Raw genomic sequence first — 18,950 nt, forward strand, 5'->3', positions numbered from 1 at the left:
CTGGGGTGATCGTGCTGCTCTACGCACAGCGGCTCAGCAGGATCGTCCAGCTCACCGTCAACGACGTCATCTGCGACGGAGACCAGGCGCTGTTGCGTCTCGGCGACCCGCCCTCGCCAGTTCCCGCGCCCTTCGCAGCCCTGCTGTTCGAGTGGATTGGCAAGCGGGACAACATGAACACCGCCACCAACCCGAATTCACGCTGGTTGTTCCCTGGCCGCCGCGCCGGCCAGCCGATGCACTCCGAGTCGCTTGCTGCCCTGGTCAACGACCTCGGCGTCCCCACCACGACCGGCCGGACCTCGGCGATCCTCCAGCACGTCCTCGACATGCCAGCGCCCGTCGTCGCTCACGCTCTCGGCTACCACCACATCACCGCGACCAGAATCGCCACACAGGCAGGCGTCACCTGGAGCCGCTACGCCCCCGGCGATCACTCACCGCTACGACGCCGGAGAACTGGCGACAGTTGAATAGGCGACCTCACCAGCCTCAAACGCCGATCCTCGAGCGAGCGGCGTTTGTCGGTGATCAGCCGGTCGATCTGCTCGCGGGTGCGGACGCGGTTGTCGTCGGGCTTGGGCTGGTGCTGCCGGTCGAGCCCGGCCAGCAGCGCAGCCGGGTCTCCGATCCATTCCTGGTCGTGGAAGTAGGCCAGCGCGGAGGCGACGGCGGCGCGGCGGGCGTTGAACGTCGAGGGCGCTTTGCTGCCCCGGGCCGTGCGGATGTTGGCGTGCAGCCGGTCGCGGCCGTCGTGCTCCAGCTCGCAGAGGCCGGCGATTCCGGCGAACGCGGTCGGCAGGGCGGAAGTGTAGGAGCGGACGGTCTCGGGCGAGGTGATCCGGCCGGACCGGCCGCGCTTGTCGGCCAGGTGCCACAGGAACGAGGCGAGCGCGTCCGCGGTCGGCACGCCGTCCGCCGGCGCATCCGCCACGGCGGTCAGGAGCGGTCCGGCGGCCATCGGACGGCCCTCCTCGTCATTGTCAGATAACACGCGCGAAAGGGGTTGAGGTTCCCCCGGTGTGCCGGACACTTTGATCCTTGGCTTTGGCCTGGGGAAGGATGTGTTTGTGTCTGGTTCGTCGAGGTATCCGGAGGAGTTTCGGCGGGACGCGGTCGCGTTGGTGCGGTCGTCGGCTCGTCCGTTGGCGCAGGTGGCTCGTGAGCTGGGGGTGAATCACGAGACGCTGCGGACGTGGGTGCGGGCCGCCGACCGCGCCGATCAGGCGGCCGAGACCGGCGGGGACGCCGCGGAGCGGGAGCTGCGCCAGCTGCGGGCGCGGGTGGCGGAGCTGGAGAAAGAGAAGGAGATCCTGCGGAAAGCGGCCGCCTATTTCGCGCAGGAGATGGGTCGTTGACCCGCAGCTACCGGTTCATCTCCTCCCACCGCGCCACGTTTGGCGTCGCCCGGCTGTGCCGTGTCCTGGACGTGCGCCGCCCGGGGTTCTACGAGTGGCTCGCCGCCGCCCCGGCCCGCGAACAGCGGGCCGGGCAGGACGAGCGGCTGGCGGACGAGATCGCCGGGATCCACGCCGCCCACCGCGGCGCCTACGGCAGCCCGAGAATCACCGCGGAACTGCGCCGCCGCGGCGAAGCGGTCAACCACAAGCGGGTCGAGCGGGTCATGCGCGAACGCGGCATCGCCGGGATCACCCGGCGTCGGCGGCAGTCGCTGACCCGCCCCGACAAGACCGCCGCCGCGGTCCCGGATCTGATCGGCCGCGACTTCACCGCGCACGCGCCGGGACAGCGGCTGGTCGGGGACATCACCTACCTGCCCACCGAGGAAGGCTGGCTCTACCTGGCCACCGTGCTCGACCTGCACACCCGCGAAATCGTCGGGCACGCCCTCGCCCCGCACATGCGCGCCGATCTCGTCCGCGACGCGATCACGCTCGCCGCGGACCGCGGCCTGCTCGCCGCCGGCGCGGTGTTCCACTCCGACCGCGGCACCCAATACGCCTCAACGGAGTTCCGCGCCACCCTGACCGCGCACGGGATCCGGGCCTCGATGGGCAGGACCGGATCCTGCTACGACAACGCCGCCGCCGAATCCTTCTTCGCCACCCTCAAAACCGAGATCGGCGCACGCTCCTGGCCCACCCGCGACGAAGCCAGGCAAGCGGTTTTCGCTTACCTCGCCTACTACAACCACCACCGGTTGCACTCCACCCTCGGCTACCGAACACCACACGAAACCCGTCTGAACTATCGTCACCACCACGCCCATGCAGCATGAAACCCGGTGTCCGGCCCCCGGGGGAAACCTCAGGTGCGGCCCGCGCGGGCGTTCCCGCAGGAGCCGAAACCCAGTTTGTCAGGTAATACGTCATTATCTGACAAAGTAGGTTTCTATTGAGGCCCTGATGGCACCGCGGCCTCGGGCACCAGTTCGCTGTTGCCGTGGCCCCCGTCAACGTCCTGCTGGCCGGAACCCGCGGCAAGCCCGTCCAGTTGCCGAAGGGAAAACCCCGCATCCTGGCGGCCAGGCTGGCGATCTGCTGTGTGGGAGGGCTTCGGCACCCTCCGCGTACCGAAGCGTTGGCCTGGGCACAGCAAACCCGGTGCGCCTGCGGAGGGCTGGTCCGTCACGCGAGGCCGTGGATCACGGCCTCGAGAAGATCGGGGGTTCTGATCACCAGGCACCCAATGATAGCTGCCGGAACCAGCAGCGCGCCCACACGCCGCCACTGCGTTACGGTGCGCTCAGCTGCGGACACCACGACTGCCAGAGCCGCCACGGCGACTGCGGTCAGTGCAACTCCGTCAGCTGCTCGAAAGGATGCGAAAGTGTCCGCGACCAGTAATCCCCCAGCCAGCGCGGTCGCGGCCGCCGCGGGCCAGCCTGCTGCGCCGATCCGGGCGAAAGCAGCTCCCAAGACCGTGCCGCCTGCCACGGCGAGCAGACACCACAGGACGACGGTCGCCGCATCCGTCCGGTACTCGCTGCCCGGATGCTTCAGGCCGTAACCAACAGCTTTCCCGAGATGAAAGACATCCCAGGAGCTGAAATGTCAACCCGCAGTGTTCTCGGCGTGATGCGACCAGGCGGTCGTAGTAGGCGCGGGCGCCCGGCGAGGCTTTCAGCGCGGCGAACGCCTGGGTCATCAGGGCATCGATGAGGCGGTCGTTGTGGACGAATCTGGCCAGGGCGACCTTCTTCTTCCCGGATGCGCGGGTGATGGGCGAGGTGCCCGCGTAGTTCTTGCGGGCCTTGGCGGTGACGTAACGGGCGGGCTCGTCGCCGAACTCTGCGAGCACCCGGGCGCCGAGCACCGGTCCCAACCCGGGCTGGGACACGATGATCTCAGCGGCCGGGTGCTGCCCAAAATGGGTCTCCACCTGCCCCTGCAGGGTGGCGACCTGGGTATTGAGCACGGTCAGGACCGCGATCAGCGCCTGGACCGAGGCGGCGTAGGCGGTCGTCAGGATCTCAGGCTGACCCAAGTGATCAGCGCGCAACGCGGCCTGGATCGCCGCCGTCTTCGCCGTGATGTTGCGGCGCCGGGCGCGTGTGAGCGCGGCGCTGATCTGCGTCGTGGTCAACCGGGCGGCCTGCGCCGGGGTCGGGGCCTTGGCCAGCAGTTCCAGGGTGTCGGCGGCATCCAGGTCGTCGAACGCTTCCAGTGCGGCGGGAAAGTAGTCGCGCAGCGCGTGCCGCAGCCGCTGCGCATGCCGAGTGCGTTCCCAGATCAGCGTTTTGTGGGTGCGGGTCACGATTTTGATCGCTTCGGCTTGTGCGCCCTCGCCCGCGACCGGGCGCAGCTCGTGGGCGTGCGTGCGGACCATGTCGGCCAGCACGTGCGCGTCGCCGGCGTCGCTCTCGGCGCCCGAAACCCCCAGCCGATCGCGAAATCTGGCCGCCTGCAACGGATTCACCGCCAGTACTGTGTATCCCGCCGTGACCAGCGCGGCCACCCACGGTCCCCGATCGGTCTCGATCCCGACCAGTACCTCGACATCCTCCGGCGCGGTGTCCCCGGCCAGTTCCCCGATCATGGCGTGCAAGCGGGCCATCCCCGCCACGCCCTCGGGCAAGCGAGCCTTGGCCAGCCGGCGTCCGGAGCCATCCATCACCTCCACGTCGTGATGGTCTTCAGCCCAGTCGTCCCCTACCAACAGCCGCAACGATCCTCCCTTGTCGATCACCAGCACGCAGCCCGCGGGAGAACCATCAGCGACCTAATCAAGCAGTGCTCACGCCTCACGGGCAGGCACGACATCCCAGCAGCGATCAGTTCTCCCGGCCCACCGGCAGGGGCACAGTCTTTCATCAGGACTCGATGTCCAGGAGAGAAAAGTGCTCACCTGCCGGCCGGCTACCACCAGGAGTGTGCCGGATGGCCCACTCCCAGAACTGATTAGGAGAGAACGCCGGCGACCAGGAGCGCCGAGGCTGCGGCAACCGCTTGCCTGGCCGGTCGTCGTGCGGAAACCGCGACCAGCAGCCCGACCCACATCACGAATCCGTGTGCGAGCACGCGCAGACCGGGGGTGTAGTAAGCGCATGCCGTCGCGACGCCCGCCGCCGACCCGAGCGCACCGGCGGCGGCGATCCGCCGCACGATCGACCCGGCCGGCTCCGTCGAGGCCACGGACGTCCTCCCTGCCACGGCGTTCGGTCGACTACGGAGAGGGGTCGTTCTGGTTTACTGGGCTGATGGAAGTATCGGCGAACGTACCATCGAGGCAGGTTCCTCCGCCGGATTTCCCCCTGCGCGGTCTCGCTGGCTGGGCCGGGGTTCTGGCCCTGGATTTGGTGCAGGGCCGGGTCGGGGCTGCACCGTCCGCGGTCTGGGTGGCACACACCAGGGACGACGACAGAGCAGGAGTGCGCGTCGGAAGCATCTCGCGGCGGGATCCGTTCTGGCTGCAGCAGCCACGAGACGACGTACTCGCGGCAGTTGCCGACCGGGCGGCGCAGTCGTTGTTCGACATGACCCTGCCCCGGGATCCGGCGTTCCTGCGCGAACACCACGACCTTCTGTCGCGGCGATTCCGCGAGGCGACACGCGATCCCGCCGGCTGGGCGCGCGTCTCCTGGCGGGTCGACGGCAACGCGGTTCCTGCCGCGGTGTACCGGTTCGCGGGCGGATGGGCCGCCTGCACCAGCAGCGCGGACGAGGTGTTCCTCGCCGCGAACGGAATCGACGTCGAACCCGCCGGCTTGGAGTTCGAACGTATCGACGACGAGCGGTACGGCTTCAACCCGCGTCAGCCGCTGCCCACCGCGATGCCCGACGCGAGAACCCGCCAGACCCCCACCACACGGCTGCGCAACCCCAACATGACAACACCGCATGCCGACCACTGGGCGCTGCTCACCGCCTCTTGAGACTACCCTGCGTGGATCGACATCGACCCGATATTGTCGTTCCACCCGCCCGTCACGATGGACTGGTCGCCGTAGATCAGACCGCTGAAGCTGCCTTCGAGGTAAGTGTCGGAGAAATACTCGGCAACCGTGCAGCCGCCGGCGAGCTTGTACGACGATGTGCCGCCGTCGAGGATGTCCGACATGTCATTGAACCCGTACCCGGCGGCATCACACGGCCCGGAGTCGCCGTATGCCTCCACGTGGTCGCCCTCGTACCCGGCATCTTCCCAGAAGGTGATGATCAGCGGGTCGTCGAGCGGGCGGACCAGTTTGGCGGCGGAATCCGCGCAGGTACGGGACAACACGCGGGATGCAGTTTCGCCGGGCAGCTTCTTCTGCACCACCTCGACACAGTGCCGCGCTCCGCCCGAGCCGGCATCGGCGGCCGCAGCCGGCGCGGCCAGCGCGGTGCCTAACACAAGCGATACGGCACCGAACACACCGCCAAGTTTGACAAGTCTATTGAACTTCACAACGGATCCCCTCCCAACAGTCGACACCTCGAAGGAAGACATAAGGGATCAGACGGTAAAAACTGGACCTAAACGAAAATCCCCGCCTTCCCGACAGCAGAAACTACTTGCTGCCCGACTCGACCTGCATCCACCAAACGGGTATCCGCGACGGGGAGTTGTTGACCGTTTGTGTCCGCGAAAGCCCTGCTGGGGGCGCATCTGCCCGCACTCGCGGACACGCCACCCCGGCCACCGCGCCGGGGTGGCGCGGTCGAGGGTGTACCCGACGCAGGTCCAGCGCATTATGTGGAATCAGATTTGTCAAGATCGGTCGTGTTTGCCCTGGTTGACGGCGACGATCGGGAGCAGCGTCGCGGTGGCCGGAACTCCGATTTCGCGCGGTGTCGCCCCGTCCGGGGCTGGGACGTCGACCAGACGCTCGAGGAGCCGGTCGAGCGCGGCTTGGCCGTCGTCGACTGCGGCCTGCTCGTCCTCGGTCAGCGGCACGTTGGCGAGCATGCGCTGGAGGTTCTCCTTGGCTTCGAGCAGCTGGCCCTTGCTCGAGTTCTTCGGGGTGTAGAAGTCGCAGCGGGCGCAGGCCATGCGGTGCGGGCACTGCTCGAAGAAAGTGTAGGTGCAGAAGCCGTGGCCGAGGTCGTAGTACTGCCAGGGCTGGCCGTTCGCGGCCTCGCCGGAGGTGACGGCGTCGCGGTCGACCAGGACTTCGATGGTGCGGACGTTGCGGGAGAAGTATCCGGCGTCCTGATAGGCCTTGCTGAGGGTCTTCGGGGTGATCTTGGCGTAGTGCTGCGTCGACGAGGGGTCGAGGTGTCCGAGCCATTCCTGCAACTCGAACAGCGTCATCGGTTCTTTGGCGTTGTAGAGCTGGGTTGCGATCGTGGACCGGGCGCGGTGGCTGGTGATGTTGCCGCGGAGGTCGGCGGTCGGGACGCCGGCCTTGCGGCAGAGCATCGGGATGATGGTGTCGTTGATGTACTGCTTCGAGACTCGCCGGGCTCGGTAGGCGAACAGGAAATGGACGTAGTCGTTGGTCTTGGAATCGAGGATGGGCGGTTGCTCAGGGCGGACGGCTTGCCATGCCTCGATCGCTTTGCCCACAAGGGGATCGACGGGCTTGGTGAACATGGTCCCGGTCTTGTGAGTCGGAACTTCCAGCAGGCAGACGGCGTCTTGGGCGAGGACGTCGTCGGAGTCGCTGGGGATCGGGATTCCCTCGTGCTGCCAACGGATGCAGCCGATCCGGAACCGGGCGATCTCGTCACTGCGTTGACCGGCGAACAGCCAGGCCAGGGTGATCGCGCGGATCAGTTCGACAGGGTATGTGCGGTTGTCTGAGGTCGGCAGGTCGGTCGGATCGAGGTTCAAGCCCGCCCAGAGCAGCTTGGCCCAGATGTCGTCAGCGATCACGCGCGGGTCCGGGCCCAGGAGCGCGAGGACGCTGCGGGGTGTCCTCAGCGCCAGCGCAGGGTCGAACCGCCGCGGGATCCATTCCCATTCGTGCAGGTCGCGGAAGAAAGTCCTGGTCGCGGCAAGATATCCGGACTTGGTCTCGGCGGAGAAGGGCTGCCCTTGCCTGCCGCCGAGGCCCTTGTTCCACTGGTTGTAGTCACCGATCCGCATCCGGTCGAGCGCTGCGACCCAGCACGCGCAGGTCTGCCTCGTCCAGTGTGCGGGTTCGGTGATATCGGGATGCTCGGCAGCCAGCCAACGACCGATTTTCGCAAGCACGCGGCGATAGCTCGTGCGGATCTTCGGCGTCAACGTGGAAGTCGCGTACCACCGTTCGACCGATGCTTGCCAAGTGCCCGCCACTCCTTCCATCTCCGCGAGGCCGCCGTGTTGCGGCGGGCTCGGCGGATCGACGTGGCCCAGCGCGGCAGCAGCTCGATGGATTCCGTGGAGCACTTTGCCCAGGTAGCCCGCGGTCGTGCACGCGGTGTCCAGGATGTCTCCGGACAGGTCGCGCAGCAGAGGGCTGCGGTTCAGCAGCAGGACGTGGCAGGTCGCAGCGGTCAGTTTCTCGGGGCGGCTCCGGTATCCCCAGTCGCTGAGCTGCCCGCAGACCTGCCCGACGGCTTCGTCGACCGGATCCGGGCCGAACACCCGCTGGGCGAGGCCGGGCCGGTGGAATCGGCCGATCCGATCGAAAGCGGTGAAGCCGGCGAGCAGGTAGGCGTAGGCGATGATGAACGGGCGTGCGTTGGGACCGATCTGCCCGCCCCACGAGCGCCTGAACTCAGCGCCTTCGACCTGGATCAGGTCGATCCAGTCCTGCGTCGACCATGCCCAGAAGGTTCGGTGTAGCTCGCCGGACCGGAGCAGCAGCAACCCGGCTGCGTCCCGCGCGTGCCTGCGGCGGTCCGCTTCCCCGCGGAGCCGGTGCAGAGCGTCCTGCGCGTCCGCGAGGGGGCGGACCAGCCGGGCGACCGGCCGAAGGACCGGGGCGTGGCCGACCAAGCCGCAGCGGCGAATCTCGTCGATGTCAAGCGCGCGAAGGGCGGCGAGTTCGGCATCGCGCAAAGGACGGCAATCGTAGGCGGCTGCATCGATAGGCCACGACCACGTCAGGGCGGAGCCCGGACGATCCGAAGCGCCGGCAGGCTCGCTGCTCATCGCTCGAGTTCCTTCGCCTCGCCGGGCGGGAGAGCCGCGAGCTTGTCCAGCCGCCAGGAGTGGATGTGCTTCATCCCGGCGTTGAGCTTCTTGGCCAGGTCACGACCTGACAGATGGATGTAGATCATGGTCGTTTCCGGGTTGGCGTGTCCGGCCAGCGCGGCGATGGCATGCAGTTCCCAGCCCATCCGTGCGAGGTCGGTCAGGCACAGGTGTCGCGTGGTGTGCGTGGAGAACCGGGGGACGTCGGCCGCGAGCGCGATCCTGCGCACGATCTTCGACCAGCTCCAGATCGACAGCGGCTGTCCGAAGTTGCGGCGGGACTCCGACAGGAACAAGGGGCCGCGGGCCCGGGTGATGGATGAACGCCAGGCCAGGTAAAGCGACAACAGCACGCCCGTCGACGCCGAATACGGCACGATCCGTTCCTTCCGGGACTTGGTTGTCTCGGCGCGGATCCGCAGCGTGCGGTGGGCGGGGTCGATGTCATCGGTGCGCAGGGAACACAGCTCTTCGCGGCGCAAGGCGGCGTCGTAGGCCAGGGCCAGCATCAGCCGGTTGCGGATCGGCTCGCCGAGCGCGGCCTCCAGCAGCCGCAGCCACTCGTCCTCGGTCGGGATCCACGGCAGCTTCTTGACCCGCGACACCAGGCCGCGTTCGTGACCAGCGAGCTTGCGGCGCGGGGTGTAACGGCCCCGGCCGACGGGGTTGGACTCGCGCACACCGTCTTCGATGAGGAAGTCGTAGTACAGCCGCACCGGCACGAGCCGCTGCTGGATCGTGGCGTTGGACAGACCGGCACCGGAGTCCAGGACCACGACGTTCGCGCCGCGGCGGCTCGGCCGCTCCGTGAGCTCCCGGACGTAGGCGGCGACGTGCGCACGTTTCGCGGACGCCGGGTCAACGGCGGCCCGCTCGCACATCGTCAGATATTCGGTCAGTCCGCGGGCGTACGCGTCGATGGTCCGCGGGGCCCGCCCGAGGTCCGACCAGACCTGCAGCCACTCAGCCGCCTGCTCATGCCGAAGCAGGATGGGCCATTTCTCCGCCAGGACCACAGTCCCCAACGGACCTCCTCAGCTCGCGGAACCGGACGGCGAAGATCATCGCCGACCCTCTGATTCCACGTAACTGATAGCAGAACGAGCTGGGATACCCGCCATTCGACGTCGTCGATCAGCACCTCGAAGCAGAGGTCTTCCCCGCAGCCGGGTTCGCGGGGCCGAGCTGGTCGCCGACCACGCGGGGGCTGGCGGCCCCGCGCAGCGGGCACACGGACTCCTCCGGCGTGACGTAGCCGCCGCCGTCGCAGCGCAGGTACAGCACCGGTTCCGGCGACGGCCGGCGCACGATCTCGGCCAGCATTCCCGCGGTGAGCCGGATTTCCCGCCGCGCCCGCGCCCGCGCAGACCCGTCGTCGGGGCCGCTCGCGCCCGGATCCGTTGTCACAGCACGGATTCCACGGCAGGTGCAACATTCTCGGCCGGTGCGGCGGGGGCGGTGCCGTCGAGGTCGAGGCGGGTGTCCATGTTCAGCCGGAACCGGCCGTAGGGGTTGACGTGAGTCCAGAACAGCGGGGTCAGGGCCCGGCGTTCGTCGGGGCCGACGCTGTCGTGGAAGCGCGGAACTTCGAGAACCGCTTGCAGCAGCAGGGTGTTGATGTGCACGAGCGCGGACTGCAGCAGGTGCAGCGCGAGCATGGAGACCTCGGCGTGCTCGCGGTCGGGGCCGGTGAGGTCTCCGTCCTTGCCGTAGAAGATGACGGTGTTGCCGGAGTTCCAGTTCTCCACCACCTGCAGCCCGCCGTGGATCTCCCGGCGCAGCTCCGGGGAGGCGAGGTAGTCGCAGGCGAAGATCGTGCGCACCGCCCGCCCGAGTTCCTCCAGCGCTTGGTAGGTGGGGTGTTTCGGGCCGCCGCGGGTGAAACGCCGCAGGATCGACTCCGATTCCGCCGTGCCGAGGCGGAGCGCGGTGGCGTACTTGACCATCTGATCGTACTGCTGGGCGATCAGCTCCCACCGGATCGGCCGCATCAGCACCTGCCCGAGCGAAGCGTAGGCGCCGGCGTCGTCGGGCCGGTAGAGGCGGATCGAGCCGATGTTCTTCAGCCGGGGCAGCAGCCGGAACCCGAGCAGTTCGGTGAAGGCGAACCCGACGACGCTGGCGCCGTGGGTGTCGACGTAGTTGGCCTCGATCTCCGCGTCGGTGCAGTGCCGCAGCAGGCCCTCGATCATCGCCGCCACCTCGGAGCTGTAACAGCTCTTGAGCTGGGAGTAGATGCACACGTTGCGCCGCTCGACGTGCCAGTAGATCATCACGCCCGGCCCGCCGTAGCGGTTGTGCCACTCGGTCATCAGGTTCGACTCCCACGACCCGAACTTCTTCGAATCCGACGCGCACGCGGTCGCGGTGCCCCACCAGTGCGGGTCGCGGGCCTCGAAGGTGGCGTTGACCAGCTTCGCGATCGCGCGGCGCAGGTTGTCGCGGGTGATGAAGTGCCGGCGCACGTGCCCGCAGCGCAGCCTCGGTCTCGCCGTGCTCGCCGGTGTCCACGATCGCCTTGATCCCCATGTTCGTGCCCAGCGCGAACAAGCACAGCAGCAGCCGCCGGCGCAGCGTGTCCCGGTCGAGGTTCTCCCTCGATGCGACCGAGGTGAACTCGGCGGTGAAGTCGGCCAGGAAATCGGAGTCCTTCAGGACGTCCAGCAGGTCCAGAGTGCCCCAGCGGCGCACCACCTCGTCCTTGATCGCCTGCAATCGCGCGGGTTCGGGCAGCGGTTCCAGCTTCGGCACGGTGATCCACGGCTCGCCGCGGCGGCGGGTGATCCGCACCCCGCCCGCCGAACCGCCGGCCAGCGCCGTGTCCAGCCCGGTCAGGGCGTCGCGCATCCGCTGCTGCAGCCCGGCGATGAACGCGGTCGGGTCGGTCGGCTGCCGCAGCGCCGCGTAATGCACTTCCCGGGAGGCCTCGAAATCGCCGGGCAGGTCGTCCTCGGGATTGCGCCACCGGTTCGCGCCCGCCACCCAGATCTCCCGGCGGCGCACCGCGTCGCGCAGCGCGACCAGCACGCACAGCTCGTACGGGATCCGCTCGATCCGGCCGCGGTCGTCGACCACCGCCTCCCGCCACGCCTTCGGGACCACGCCCTCGACCGGCACCGGGGTGCCCTCGGCGTAGAAGCGGGTCTTCCCGTCCACGCTCGCGTGGCGGTCCAGCAGCTCGAGCGCGGCCATCACCGGCCGGTAGGCGGTGTTGTTGCACCGGAAATCCAGCGCAGCCAGCAACGTCGGCAGCATCCGCCGGTAGTGATTCGAGTACGACGAGCGCAGCACCGTGCGCACCCGCGCCTGGAACACCACCTCGTTCGGCGCGGGCCTCCCGCACCAGCTCCCGCAGCGTTTTCTCGCCCACCACCGGATACAGCGCGGTGCGGACCTTCGCGTCCGGATGCGCCACCGCCGCCTCCGCGAGCCGGAAAAGGATGCCTTTCCTTGCCCCGTACCCGCCGCAGGTCCGCGGTTCAGCTCCCGCTCCACCCGTTTGTCCGCGCGCGTGTTCACCTTCAGGATCAGCGCGATCAGCAGGTCCACCAACGCGTCGGTGATCTCCGAGGCCCGCAGCCAGCACAACGCCGCCAGCAGCGTCCACCGCACCGCAGGCGACGCCTCCCGCAGGTCCGAGGGATACGACCGCATCGCCCGCGACCGCCACGACTCCACCAGCTTCTCCGAGGTGTCCGCGAACAGCCCCGCCGGCGCCCGATCGCCCGATCGCGGTGAGTTTCCCGATCTCCCGCAGCAGCGTCTCCAGCCCCACCTGCCCCGGATCGGCCTTCAGCTCCGAGGGCAGCCCCCGCGAGCCCGGCTCGATCTCGTCCGCGACCAGCGCCTCCAGCCGCGCGACGCAGCCGTCGCCCAGCCGCGCGGCCACGCGTTCGCAGAACTGCTTCTCGAACGACGACCGCGCCGAGCCGACGATCCGCTCCACCCGGCCCGGCGGCTCCAGGCGTCCGCTGCGGCACCGGACCAGCAGCGCCTCGCGCAGCTGCTCGTCCCGCAACTCCACCGGGCACACCTCGGCCGCCAGCCACCCCGCCAGCTTGTCCTCGTCGTCCCGGGAGAACTCCCGGAACCCGAACGCCGCCCGCACCTGCGCCCGGTGGTACTCGATCGTCCGGCCCGTGAACGAGTACTCCGCGAAACCTGCCGGGTCGACCTTCACCTGCTCGGCCAGATACGCCACCGCCGCCGCAGGCACCTCCGACGCCGAGCGCGGGAACCGCGCCTCGATCTCGAAGAACTTCAACAGCACAACGAACCCCAGCCGGGTCGCGCCCGACTTGTTGCCCACCAGCTTCCAGTCCTCGCCGACCAAAGTCCACGACCCGACCAGATCCTCCGACGACCACTCACGGCGCACGAACGCAACCATAGAGCCAACACTGATCGGACCAGCAGTTAATCCCTGTAACGCCGCCCGGGTCAGCGCCCTCGCGGGACCGGCCACTCGGACGGCGGCGGCAGCCTGCGGCCGCGCAGCATCCGGGCCTCCTCCGCGCACTCGCAGTCGAAGCAGACCAGCACACGCCTCGCCCCGGCCGCGTTCGAGCCCGTCATCCGGTCTTCCCCCTCCTCGTCCAGCGTCCTGCCGCACCGCGGACACACCACCGCGGCGCGCGGCTCCTCCAAGTCGTAGCCGATCACCTCGGAAACATCAGCCAGAAACCCCGGATCACCATCGGCCAGCTCCACCAGGTGCTCCTCGAACTCGTTGCGCGGTCCAGGCACGCCACCCAGTGAACCCCCACCGCCGACGCGCCGGTATCCCCTGACCAGGCACTCCACCCTTACTTTGCGGCTCGGGCCAGCTAATAGAGTCCGAATTCCCCGGTGAGTTCAGCGCGAGTGAACGCGCTTCGTCGGGAACTGACGGCCTCGCCGCCGCCGAAGCGGGGAATCCCGGTGGGTTCGTGGCTGTGAGCGTAGCGGTTACTGCTGTTCGGTGCCGCGCTCGAGCTGGTTGTCAAGCAGATGCTCGGCGAGCACGGTGTATCGGCTGGCGGTGGCGTGGGACAAGTTGAAAACTAGCGCCAGGTGCAGCGGATCCGCACCGGAGGCCAGTGCTTCGTGAAGGATCCGGTCGCTGCGGATGCGGTCGATGGTGAACCCGTGTTGGCTCAGACGGTTGGTGAGATGGACGTGGCTGACGGGCTCGGTGCCGAGTGCGGTCCGACCGGCGATCAGCACGTGCCGGTTCGGGGTGCGCGGCCAGGTGGTGCGGCGATGATCGAGCCATGCCTGCAGCGCTTTGTGGGTCAGCTCGTCGAGCCGGCGTCGGTGTCCGCCGATGGTGATCCGTCGGTTCGGGATGTCGAGGTCGTCGAGTGTGAGTCGCCTGATCGCGCCGGTTCGGGCGGCGTGGATGGCGGCCAGGGCGATGATCAGCCGTTGCGCTGGATCGTCGGCGAGCTTCTCGACGGCGCGGATCTCGGTGTCGGTCATCGACTGCAGGCTCAAGTCGACGCGGCTGGCCTTAAGCCGGGTCGTGGGATTGGTGAAGACGAGGCCGCGCTTCTTGGCGTAGAGAAACAGAGACCGTAGCGCAGGGACCGCGGTGCGCCGCTGGTGGCCGCGCAGCGGGTCCAGTACCTCGTTGACGTCGGCGACGGTCACTTCGCGGAGGTGGTCGTACTTCGTTGCCCAGCGGTTGAGGGTCGGCCGGAGGGCGCCGAAGTACCGGTAGACGGTCGGCTGTGATCGGCTCCGGGTCCGGGCGTCTCCCTCCAACAGGACCAGCAGCCAGGCCCGGACCGGGGCAGCGAAGCCGGCCGGCAGCTCGCCGACACAGCGCTCGATCCATCGCCGGATCGCGGGTGTGGTGTCGTCCTGGAGGAGATCGAGCTTGGCGAGGGCCTCGGCGATCCGGCGGGAGTTGCGCAGCCGACGTTCGCGGATCTCGGTCACGAGGACTCTGTCGTCGACGGGCCGGCCGTCGAGCAGCACGACTAGGCCGTCCAGAACCTGCCGTGTTGTCGAGCGGTCCCAGCCGTGGGCGGCACCGAGTTGCTCGGCCTGGACCGCAGCGGCCCGCACCACCGAATCGCTCGATCTCAGTGCCGGATGCTGCCACCGCGACGGCGTCGGGACGCCGTCCTTGCGGCGGTAGTACGACGCCAACCCTCGGCATCTGTTGTCGCAGTAAGCACGATCCCGGCGACTCCCAGCAGGAAGCGGCGTTCCACAGTGGACACATTTCACCGCGGCGGAAGGGATCTCCCAGCGCGGCGACGCGGCGTGACGGCACGAGCCTCGCCCACCACGGCGGTGGTCTCGTCCGTGGTGGCATCTGGCTGCGACACCTTGCCCGGCTCGGGCAGCAGCAGTTCCTCCACCCCGCAGCCAAGCACCGCGCACATGACGTCCAGCTCGTCGAGCTTGACGACGTTCGGCGTGCCGACCACAGCCCGGACATCTTGCCTGCGCTGATCACCAGGCCTCGGTCGGCGAGCATCCGCTGGAACTCGCTGGCCTTCCAGATGCCGATTAGCTGCGGCCAGGCGCAGATTCCACTTCATCGTGCAAGTCCCTTCCATCGGTCGGCGGCGCGTTGCTGCCCGGTGATCCATGCGTCTTCGACGTGACTGCCGTGAACGTGGATGTACCGGGCCGTGGTGCCGGTCCAGGCGTGACCGAGCAGCTCCTGGATGGCGAACAGGCTCATGCCCCCGAGATAGAGCTGGCTGGCGCAAAAGTGCCTCAGGACATGGGGCGTGAGCTTCCCCGCCCAGGTCGGCAGGTGTGCGGCGGTGGCCGCGGTCAGCGCTCGCCGGAACACATCGGCGGTCGCTCGTGAGCAGGAGCCGTCCTGGTTCTTGCGTTCGGAGGGGAACAACGGGGCGCCCTGACGCGTGTGATCGTCGCCGAACTGGCCCCAGATGTCCTCGATGAACCAGTGCAGATTGCGGTCCGCACCGTTGATCAACGGCACGAGGCGTGGTTTCGGGCCTTTGCGGCGCGAGCCTTTGCCGTGCCGGACGTTGAGCTTGCCGTACCGGCCCAGCTCCCACCGGACGTCGTCCAGGTCGAGCATCCGGGCCTCGTTGATCCGCACGCCCACATCGGCCGCGAGGCGAGCGACCGCGTAGTTGCGGGCCATCGGCGAGAACTTGCGGCAGGTGACCAATTCCTGGCGCCATCCGGAGAACAGCTGCTCGATCTCGGCCTCGGTGGGCGGGATCCGCAACTGCGGCTCGACCGACTGGCGAGGCCGGTTCATCTCGTCGAGCGGACACTCGACAACCCGGCCGGTGAGGTTGTGCAGTTCGACCTTGTGGCGCAATTCGAGGTACTCGAAGTACACCGCCAGCGCCCCGGCGCGGCCGGTCCGCGTCGACGGCCTCGCGTCGCGCAGTTCTTTGCCGAAGTAGACATCGGCGTCCGGAGGCTGCATTTCCCACAGCGGACGGCCGAACCAGTCCCTGATCAGCTCCAGGTGGTTGGTGTCGTTGCGGATCGTGCTGTCCACCAACCCGGCTGACGCACGTGCCAGCACGAACCCGGCCAGCACGTCCGTCTCGAAGTCGGCGAGGTCCTCCGGAGTTTCCGGCGCACGCAGATCACGTAGGTCACGCACCACAGCCAGTGCCAACCCACACCCCTCGCCTTCATCCTCAGTGAAGATCACTCATTGAAGAGGCGATCATGTCACTCTGGATGACACAGATTCAATTGGGGTCGAGAACAGCCGACCATGCCCACAAGCCCTGGTCCAGGCACGATCAATGCAGCCGACAGCGCTGACCGAACTCACGAACCCATCGACTGTTGCGCTGCCCTTTAGCGGACTCATGTGGGAGGTGGGTGCGATGTCGATCGCGACGACGCCCGGCGGGCAGCCGATCGTCTGCGACGGATGCGGGGCTCCGGTCGAAACGGTCACCGCCGCGATGCGGCATCCGGTGCCGCACGAGGTCGCGCACGCGGTGTACGGCAAGGACAACCGCGACGGGGACCTGGTCTACATCGTGTGCGCGCCGCTGCCCGGGGCAGCCAGCCGTGCCTGGACCTGGCGCTGCTCGCCGACGAACGCTACGAACGGGTCCGCTGCCGCGTGCCGGGCTGCGACGGCACGCGGTGCCGCGACGCCGGGGCGGTGTGAACCGTGCCGCGCCTGATGTCGGTCGCCTTCACCGAAGACGCTGTGCGCGCCCGCACGAAGACCGTCACCCGCCGAACCGGGTGGGCGTATCTGCGCTCTGGTGAGCGGATCACGCTGTGCCGCAAGGTGATGGGCCGGAAAACGGGCGTGCCGCTGGTGCGGATCGTCGACGTCGAAGTCGTGGACGTTCGCCGCGAACCCCTCCGGGACATCACCGCCGAAGACGTCGCCCGCGAAGGCTTCCCCGAGCTGACCCCGGCCGAATCTGTCGACCGGTTTTTCGTTCAGGCGCAAGGAATCGCGCCGGACACGGTCGTGACCCGGATCCAGTGGCGCTACCTCGACGGGGACGCCGCCCAGCTGGCGTTCGACCTGGTGTCGGCTGCGGAAGGACGCTGACGATGGGGCGGCAACCGCAGCCCGGCACCGTGCAGGTGCGGCGGCACCTGCTGGCAATCCTCGCCGACGTCGACGAGTCGATGTCGACGCCCGACGTGCTGGTGGCCATCTCCCGCCGCGCGGGCTGCAACGTTCCGGAGTCGGCACCGGTCTGCCGGTTCCCGGCGACCCGCGCGGGTCGTGCCTGGCCTGGTGCTGGCACCAGCCGGTGTACCCGCAGCTGCGCGCGATGGCGAAACTCGGCCTGGTGCAACGCATCCGGATCCCTGACCACCGATGCGTGTACTGGCAGCGCGTCGACAACGAGACCGACGAGGCGATGAACGAGCTTTTCGACCAGAACACTGCGGAAGTGGCCGGGACCGGCCCGGCCGGCGACAGCGACCAGGTGCGGGCGTTGTACCGCGAACGCGCGCACCTGGTCGCGGCGCTCGTGCGGGCGGCGGTGCTCGACGTCGGGCGGGACGCGGTGATCGCGTACAACGACCCGGACGAGCCCCGCCTGCCGGTGCTCTATGCCGACACCGACGCCGGGCAGATCAGCTGGCACATCAACCCCGAGGACCTTCCGCTGTTCGCCGCGGTGCCGGTCGTCGACCCTGGCGACCCGCGCGCCCGATGGGACGGCCACGACAAACAGACCGCGCTCACGCGCCTGCGCACCCTGGCCGCAGGGCAATCGCGCGGCCCCAGGGCCGTTCCCGGGCAGTTCGGGCGACGGTGACCCGCTACGGCTACGCGCGGGTGTCCGCCCGCGAGCAGAACCCGGAAAGCCAGTTCGACGCGCTGACCCAGGCAGGCGTCGCGCCGGAGAACGTCGTCATCGAGAAGATCTCCGGAGAGCTCGTCTCCCGCCCCAAGCTCGACAAGCTGCTCGCGACGCTCCAGGCCGGCGACCAGGTGACGGTGACCCGGCTGCGACGCATCGGCCGCAACCACCAGCACCTGCGCGGCCTGTCCAAGTGGTTCGAAGAGCACGAGGTCGACTTCCAGGTCCTGGAGCAGGGCATCGACACCTCCACCCCGATCGGCCGGTCGTACTTCCGGTTCATGGCCGCGCTGGACGAGTTCGACCGGGAAGCCGTCGTGGAAGGCACCCTCGAAGGGCTGGCCTCCGCGCGGGCGCGCGGTCGGGTCGGCGGCCGCCCGGCCAAGCTGACCCAGCGCCAGCTCACGAGGCCCAGCGCCAGCTCAACGAGGCCCAGCGGATGTACGACGCGGGCAACTACACCGCCGAGGAGATCGCCGGGATGTTCGGCGTCGCCCGCTCCACCCTCTACAAGCAGCTCTCCGCGCACCAGGACGGCCGGGACTGCGCGCTGGTCGTCTACCGCAACACCCGGCCCGGCAAGGTCGACCCGGACACCAACCGCCCCTACGGCGAAACCGCCGCCGGCGAGGAAGTGCAGCTGGAGGCCGACCGCAAGTGGTTCCCGATCGCCCCGGCCCGCCGGCCGCGGCTCAAGGCGATCGTCTACGTCGTCAACGGCGTCGTCGCCCGCGTCCGCGGCGTGGACCCGGACCTGGATAAGTGGGGTGAGGATCATCGCGGTTACGCCGACGTCCCCGTCACCAAGCCACTGACCGAGCTGCAGATCGCCGAGCGGCTGCCGACCCTCGGCCTGACGCTCGGCGACCCGCGCCCGCACGTCAAGGGCAAGATCCGCGAATACGTTGCGTTGTAAGGAAGCCGCGATGAGCGCACCGAAACTGACTCCCCGCGCAGGTCGCGCTCCTGCGTGCCGTCGCCGAGGGCAGGATCGAGAACCGGGGCGGCGCGATGTACTACGGCAGCATCGACGGCCGCGGTTACGGTCGGCTCGTCGAACGCGTTCGCCGGCTGGACCAGCTCGGGCTGATCGACCCGTACGGCGTGGCGATGAAGCACGGTCGGCCGAAGAAACCCGAGGAACGGTTCGCCGACTAC

20 protein-coding genes and 3 pseudogenes are annotated in these 18,950 nt (G+C 68.6%); 9 read left to right on the forward strand and 14 right to left on the reverse strand.

The window, feature by feature from the left end:
- Positions 1 to 5 precede the first annotated feature (5 nt).
- A complete protein-coding gene (locus tag DMP23_RS47095; RefSeq protein ID WP_337825184.1) occupies positions 6 to 473 on the forward strand; it encodes a hypothetical protein in 468 nt (155 codons plus the stop codon).
- On the opposite strand, the gene DMP23_RS47100 is transcribed toward DMP23_RS47095, so the two are convergent.
- Positions 434 to 961, reverse strand: a complete 528-nt coding sequence (locus DMP23_RS47100; RefSeq protein WP_337825185.1) for a hypothetical protein — start codon at positions 959 to 961, stop codon at positions 434 to 436. The genes DMP23_RS47095 and DMP23_RS47100 overlap by 40 nt on opposite strands.
- Before the next feature lie 109 nt (positions 962 to 1,070).
- On the opposite strand from DMP23_RS47100, the gene DMP23_RS47110 reads away from it, so the two are divergent.
- Positions 1,071 to 2,239, forward strand: a protein-coding gene (locus tag DMP23_RS47110) for an IS3 family transposase (protein WP_443111387.1) whose coding sequence is annotated in 2 segments (ribosomal slippage) — positions 1,071 to 1,337 and positions 1,340 to 2,239 — 1,167 coding nt in all. Because the reading frame shifts where the segments join, the coding sequence is not laid out codon by codon here.
- A gap of 527 nt (positions 2,240 to 2,766) precedes the next feature.
- Here the strand turns inward: DMP23_RS47110 and DMP23_RS47115 are convergent.
- Together DMP23_RS47115 and DMP23_RS47120 are read right to left on the reverse strand one after the other, a co-directional pair.
- Complete coding sequence (locus DMP23_RS47115; protein WP_337825188.1) at positions 2,767 to 4,155, reverse strand: IS110 family transposase; 1,389 nt, start codon at positions 4,153 to 4,155, stop codon at positions 2,767 to 2,769.
- Between the two features lie 206 nt (positions 4,156 to 4,361).
- Positions 4,362 to 4,595, reverse strand: a complete 234-nt coding sequence (locus DMP23_RS47120) for a hypothetical protein (RefSeq protein ID WP_337825189.1) — start codon at positions 4,593 to 4,595, stop codon at positions 4,362 to 4,364.
- Between the two features lie 236 nt (positions 4,596 to 4,831).
- On the opposite strand from DMP23_RS47120, the gene DMP23_RS47125 reads away from it, so the two are divergent.
- The gene (locus DMP23_RS47125; RefSeq protein ID WP_337825190.1) at positions 4,832 to 5,335 is read left to right on the forward strand and encodes a hypothetical protein; all 504 of its coding nucleotides are present in this window, start codon (positions 4,832 to 4,834) and stop codon (positions 5,333 to 5,335) included.
- A 2-nt stretch (positions 5,336 to 5,337) separates the two neighbouring features.
- Here DMP23_RS47125 and DMP23_RS47130 read toward each other — a convergent pair whose 3' ends face one another.
- The 6 genes and pseudogenes from DMP23_RS47130 to DMP23_RS47155 all read right to left on the reverse strand — a co-directional run.
- Positions 5,338 to 5,892, reverse strand: coding sequence for a hypothetical protein (locus DMP23_RS47130; protein ID WP_337825191.1), 555 nt, complete (start codon positions 5,890 to 5,892; stop codon positions 5,338 to 5,340).
- A 261-nt stretch (positions 5,893 to 6,153) separates the two neighbouring features.
- On the reverse strand, positions 6,154 to 8,373 hold the full coding sequence (locus DMP23_RS47135; protein ID WP_337825192.1) for a tyrosine-type recombinase/integrase: 2,220 nt from the start codon (positions 8,371 to 8,373) through the stop codon (positions 6,154 to 6,156).
- An 89-nt stretch (positions 8,374 to 8,462) separates the two neighbouring features.
- Positions 8,463 to 9,524 carry a tyrosine-type recombinase/integrase gene (locus tag DMP23_RS47140; RefSeq protein WP_337825199.1) on the reverse strand — a complete coding sequence of 354 codons (1,062 nt, stop codon included), beginning with the start codon at positions 9,522 to 9,524 and terminating at the stop codon, positions 8,463 to 8,465.
- A 118-nt stretch (positions 9,525 to 9,642) separates the two neighbouring features.
- Positions 9,643 to 9,915: a hypothetical protein gene (locus DMP23_RS47145; protein ID WP_337825200.1), complete on the reverse strand. Its 273-nt coding sequence runs from the start codon at positions 9,913 to 9,915 to the stop codon at positions 9,643 to 9,645.
- Entirely contained in the window at positions 9,912 to 10,973 is a 1,062-nt protein-coding gene (locus DMP23_RS47150) for a transposase (protein WP_337825193.1), read from the reverse strand. Before DMP23_RS47150 ends, DMP23_RS47145 begins: the two co-directional genes overlap by 4 nt.
- 88 nt (positions 10,974 to 11,061) lie before the next feature.
- Positions 11,062 to 11,259: pseudogene (locus DMP23_RS47155) on the reverse strand (hypothetical protein); the annotation flags it as partial.
- Here DMP23_RS47155 and DMP23_RS47160 point away from each other — a divergent pair.
- Positions 11,183 to 11,416, forward strand: coding sequence for a hypothetical protein (locus DMP23_RS47160; RefSeq protein WP_337825201.1), 234 nt, complete (start codon positions 11,183 to 11,185; stop codon positions 11,414 to 11,416). The pseudogene DMP23_RS47155 and the gene DMP23_RS47160 sit on opposite strands and share 77 nt — an antisense overlap.
- Before the next feature lie 1,086 nt (positions 11,417 to 12,502).
- Here the strand turns inward: DMP23_RS47160 and DMP23_RS47165 are convergent.
- The 5 genes and pseudogenes from DMP23_RS47165 to DMP23_RS47185 form a co-directional block, all read right to left on the reverse strand.
- Positions 12,503 to 12,898: pseudogene (locus DMP23_RS47165) on the reverse strand (DUF4158 domain-containing protein); the annotation flags it as partial.
- A 50-nt stretch (positions 12,899 to 12,948) separates the two neighbouring features.
- Positions 12,949 to 13,254, reverse strand: coding sequence for a hypothetical protein (locus DMP23_RS47170; RefSeq protein WP_337824597.1), 306 nt, complete (start codon positions 13,252 to 13,254; stop codon positions 12,949 to 12,951).
- A 201-nt stretch (positions 13,255 to 13,455) separates the two neighbouring features.
- The gene (locus tag DMP23_RS47175; protein ID WP_337824596.1) at positions 13,456 to 14,469 is read right to left on the reverse strand and encodes a hypothetical protein; all 1,014 of its coding nucleotides are present in this window, start codon (positions 14,467 to 14,469) and stop codon (positions 13,456 to 13,458) included.
- 251 nt (positions 14,470 to 14,720) lie between these two features.
- Positions 14,721 to 14,927, reverse strand: a complete 207-nt coding sequence (locus DMP23_RS47180; RefSeq protein ID WP_337825194.1) for a helix-turn-helix domain-containing protein — start codon at positions 14,925 to 14,927, stop codon at positions 14,721 to 14,723.
- Positions 14,928 to 15,037: 110 nt separating this feature from the next.
- Positions 15,038 to 16,099 carry a tyrosine-type recombinase/integrase gene (locus DMP23_RS47185; protein WP_337824594.1) on the reverse strand — a complete coding sequence of 354 codons (1,062 nt, stop codon included), beginning with the start codon at positions 16,097 to 16,099 and terminating at the stop codon, positions 15,038 to 15,040.
- 232 nt (positions 16,100 to 16,331) lie between these two features.
- On the opposite strand from DMP23_RS47185, the gene DMP23_RS47190 reads away from it, so the two are divergent.
- The 5 genes and pseudogenes from DMP23_RS47190 (at position 16,332) to DMP23_RS47210 (ending at position 18,708) form a co-directional block, all read left to right on the forward strand.
- Positions 16,332 to 16,640, forward strand: a complete 309-nt coding sequence (locus DMP23_RS47190) for a hypothetical protein (protein WP_337825195.1) — start codon at positions 16,332 to 16,334, stop codon at positions 16,638 to 16,640.
- The gene (locus DMP23_RS47195; protein WP_337824592.1) at positions 16,628 to 17,023 is read left to right on the forward strand and encodes a hypothetical protein; all 396 of its coding nucleotides are present in this window, start codon (positions 16,628 to 16,630) and stop codon (positions 17,021 to 17,023) included. Before DMP23_RS47190 ends, DMP23_RS47195 begins: the two co-directional genes overlap by 13 nt.
- 208 nt (positions 17,024 to 17,231) lie before the next feature.
- A complete protein-coding gene (locus DMP23_RS47200) occupies positions 17,232 to 17,747 on the forward strand; it encodes a WDGH domain-containing protein (protein WP_337825196.1) in 516 nt (171 codons plus the stop codon).
- A pseudogene (locus DMP23_RS47205) lies at positions 17,642 to 18,097 on the forward strand (recombinase family protein); the annotation flags it as partial. The gene DMP23_RS47200 and the pseudogene DMP23_RS47205, both read left to right, overlap by 106 nt.
- A gap of 134 nt (positions 18,098 to 18,231) precedes the next feature.
- The gene (locus DMP23_RS47210) at positions 18,232 to 18,708 is read left to right on the forward strand and encodes a helix-turn-helix domain-containing protein (protein WP_337825197.1); all 477 of its coding nucleotides are present in this window, start codon (positions 18,232 to 18,234) and stop codon (positions 18,706 to 18,708) included.
- Positions 18,709 to 18,950 lie beyond the last annotated feature (242 nt).

This window comes from Amycolatopsis sp. A1MSW2902 (assembly GCF_017312175.1).
Lineage (GTDB): Bacteria > Actinomycetota > Actinomycetes > Mycobacteriales > Pseudonocardiaceae > Amycolatopsis > Amycolatopsis nivea.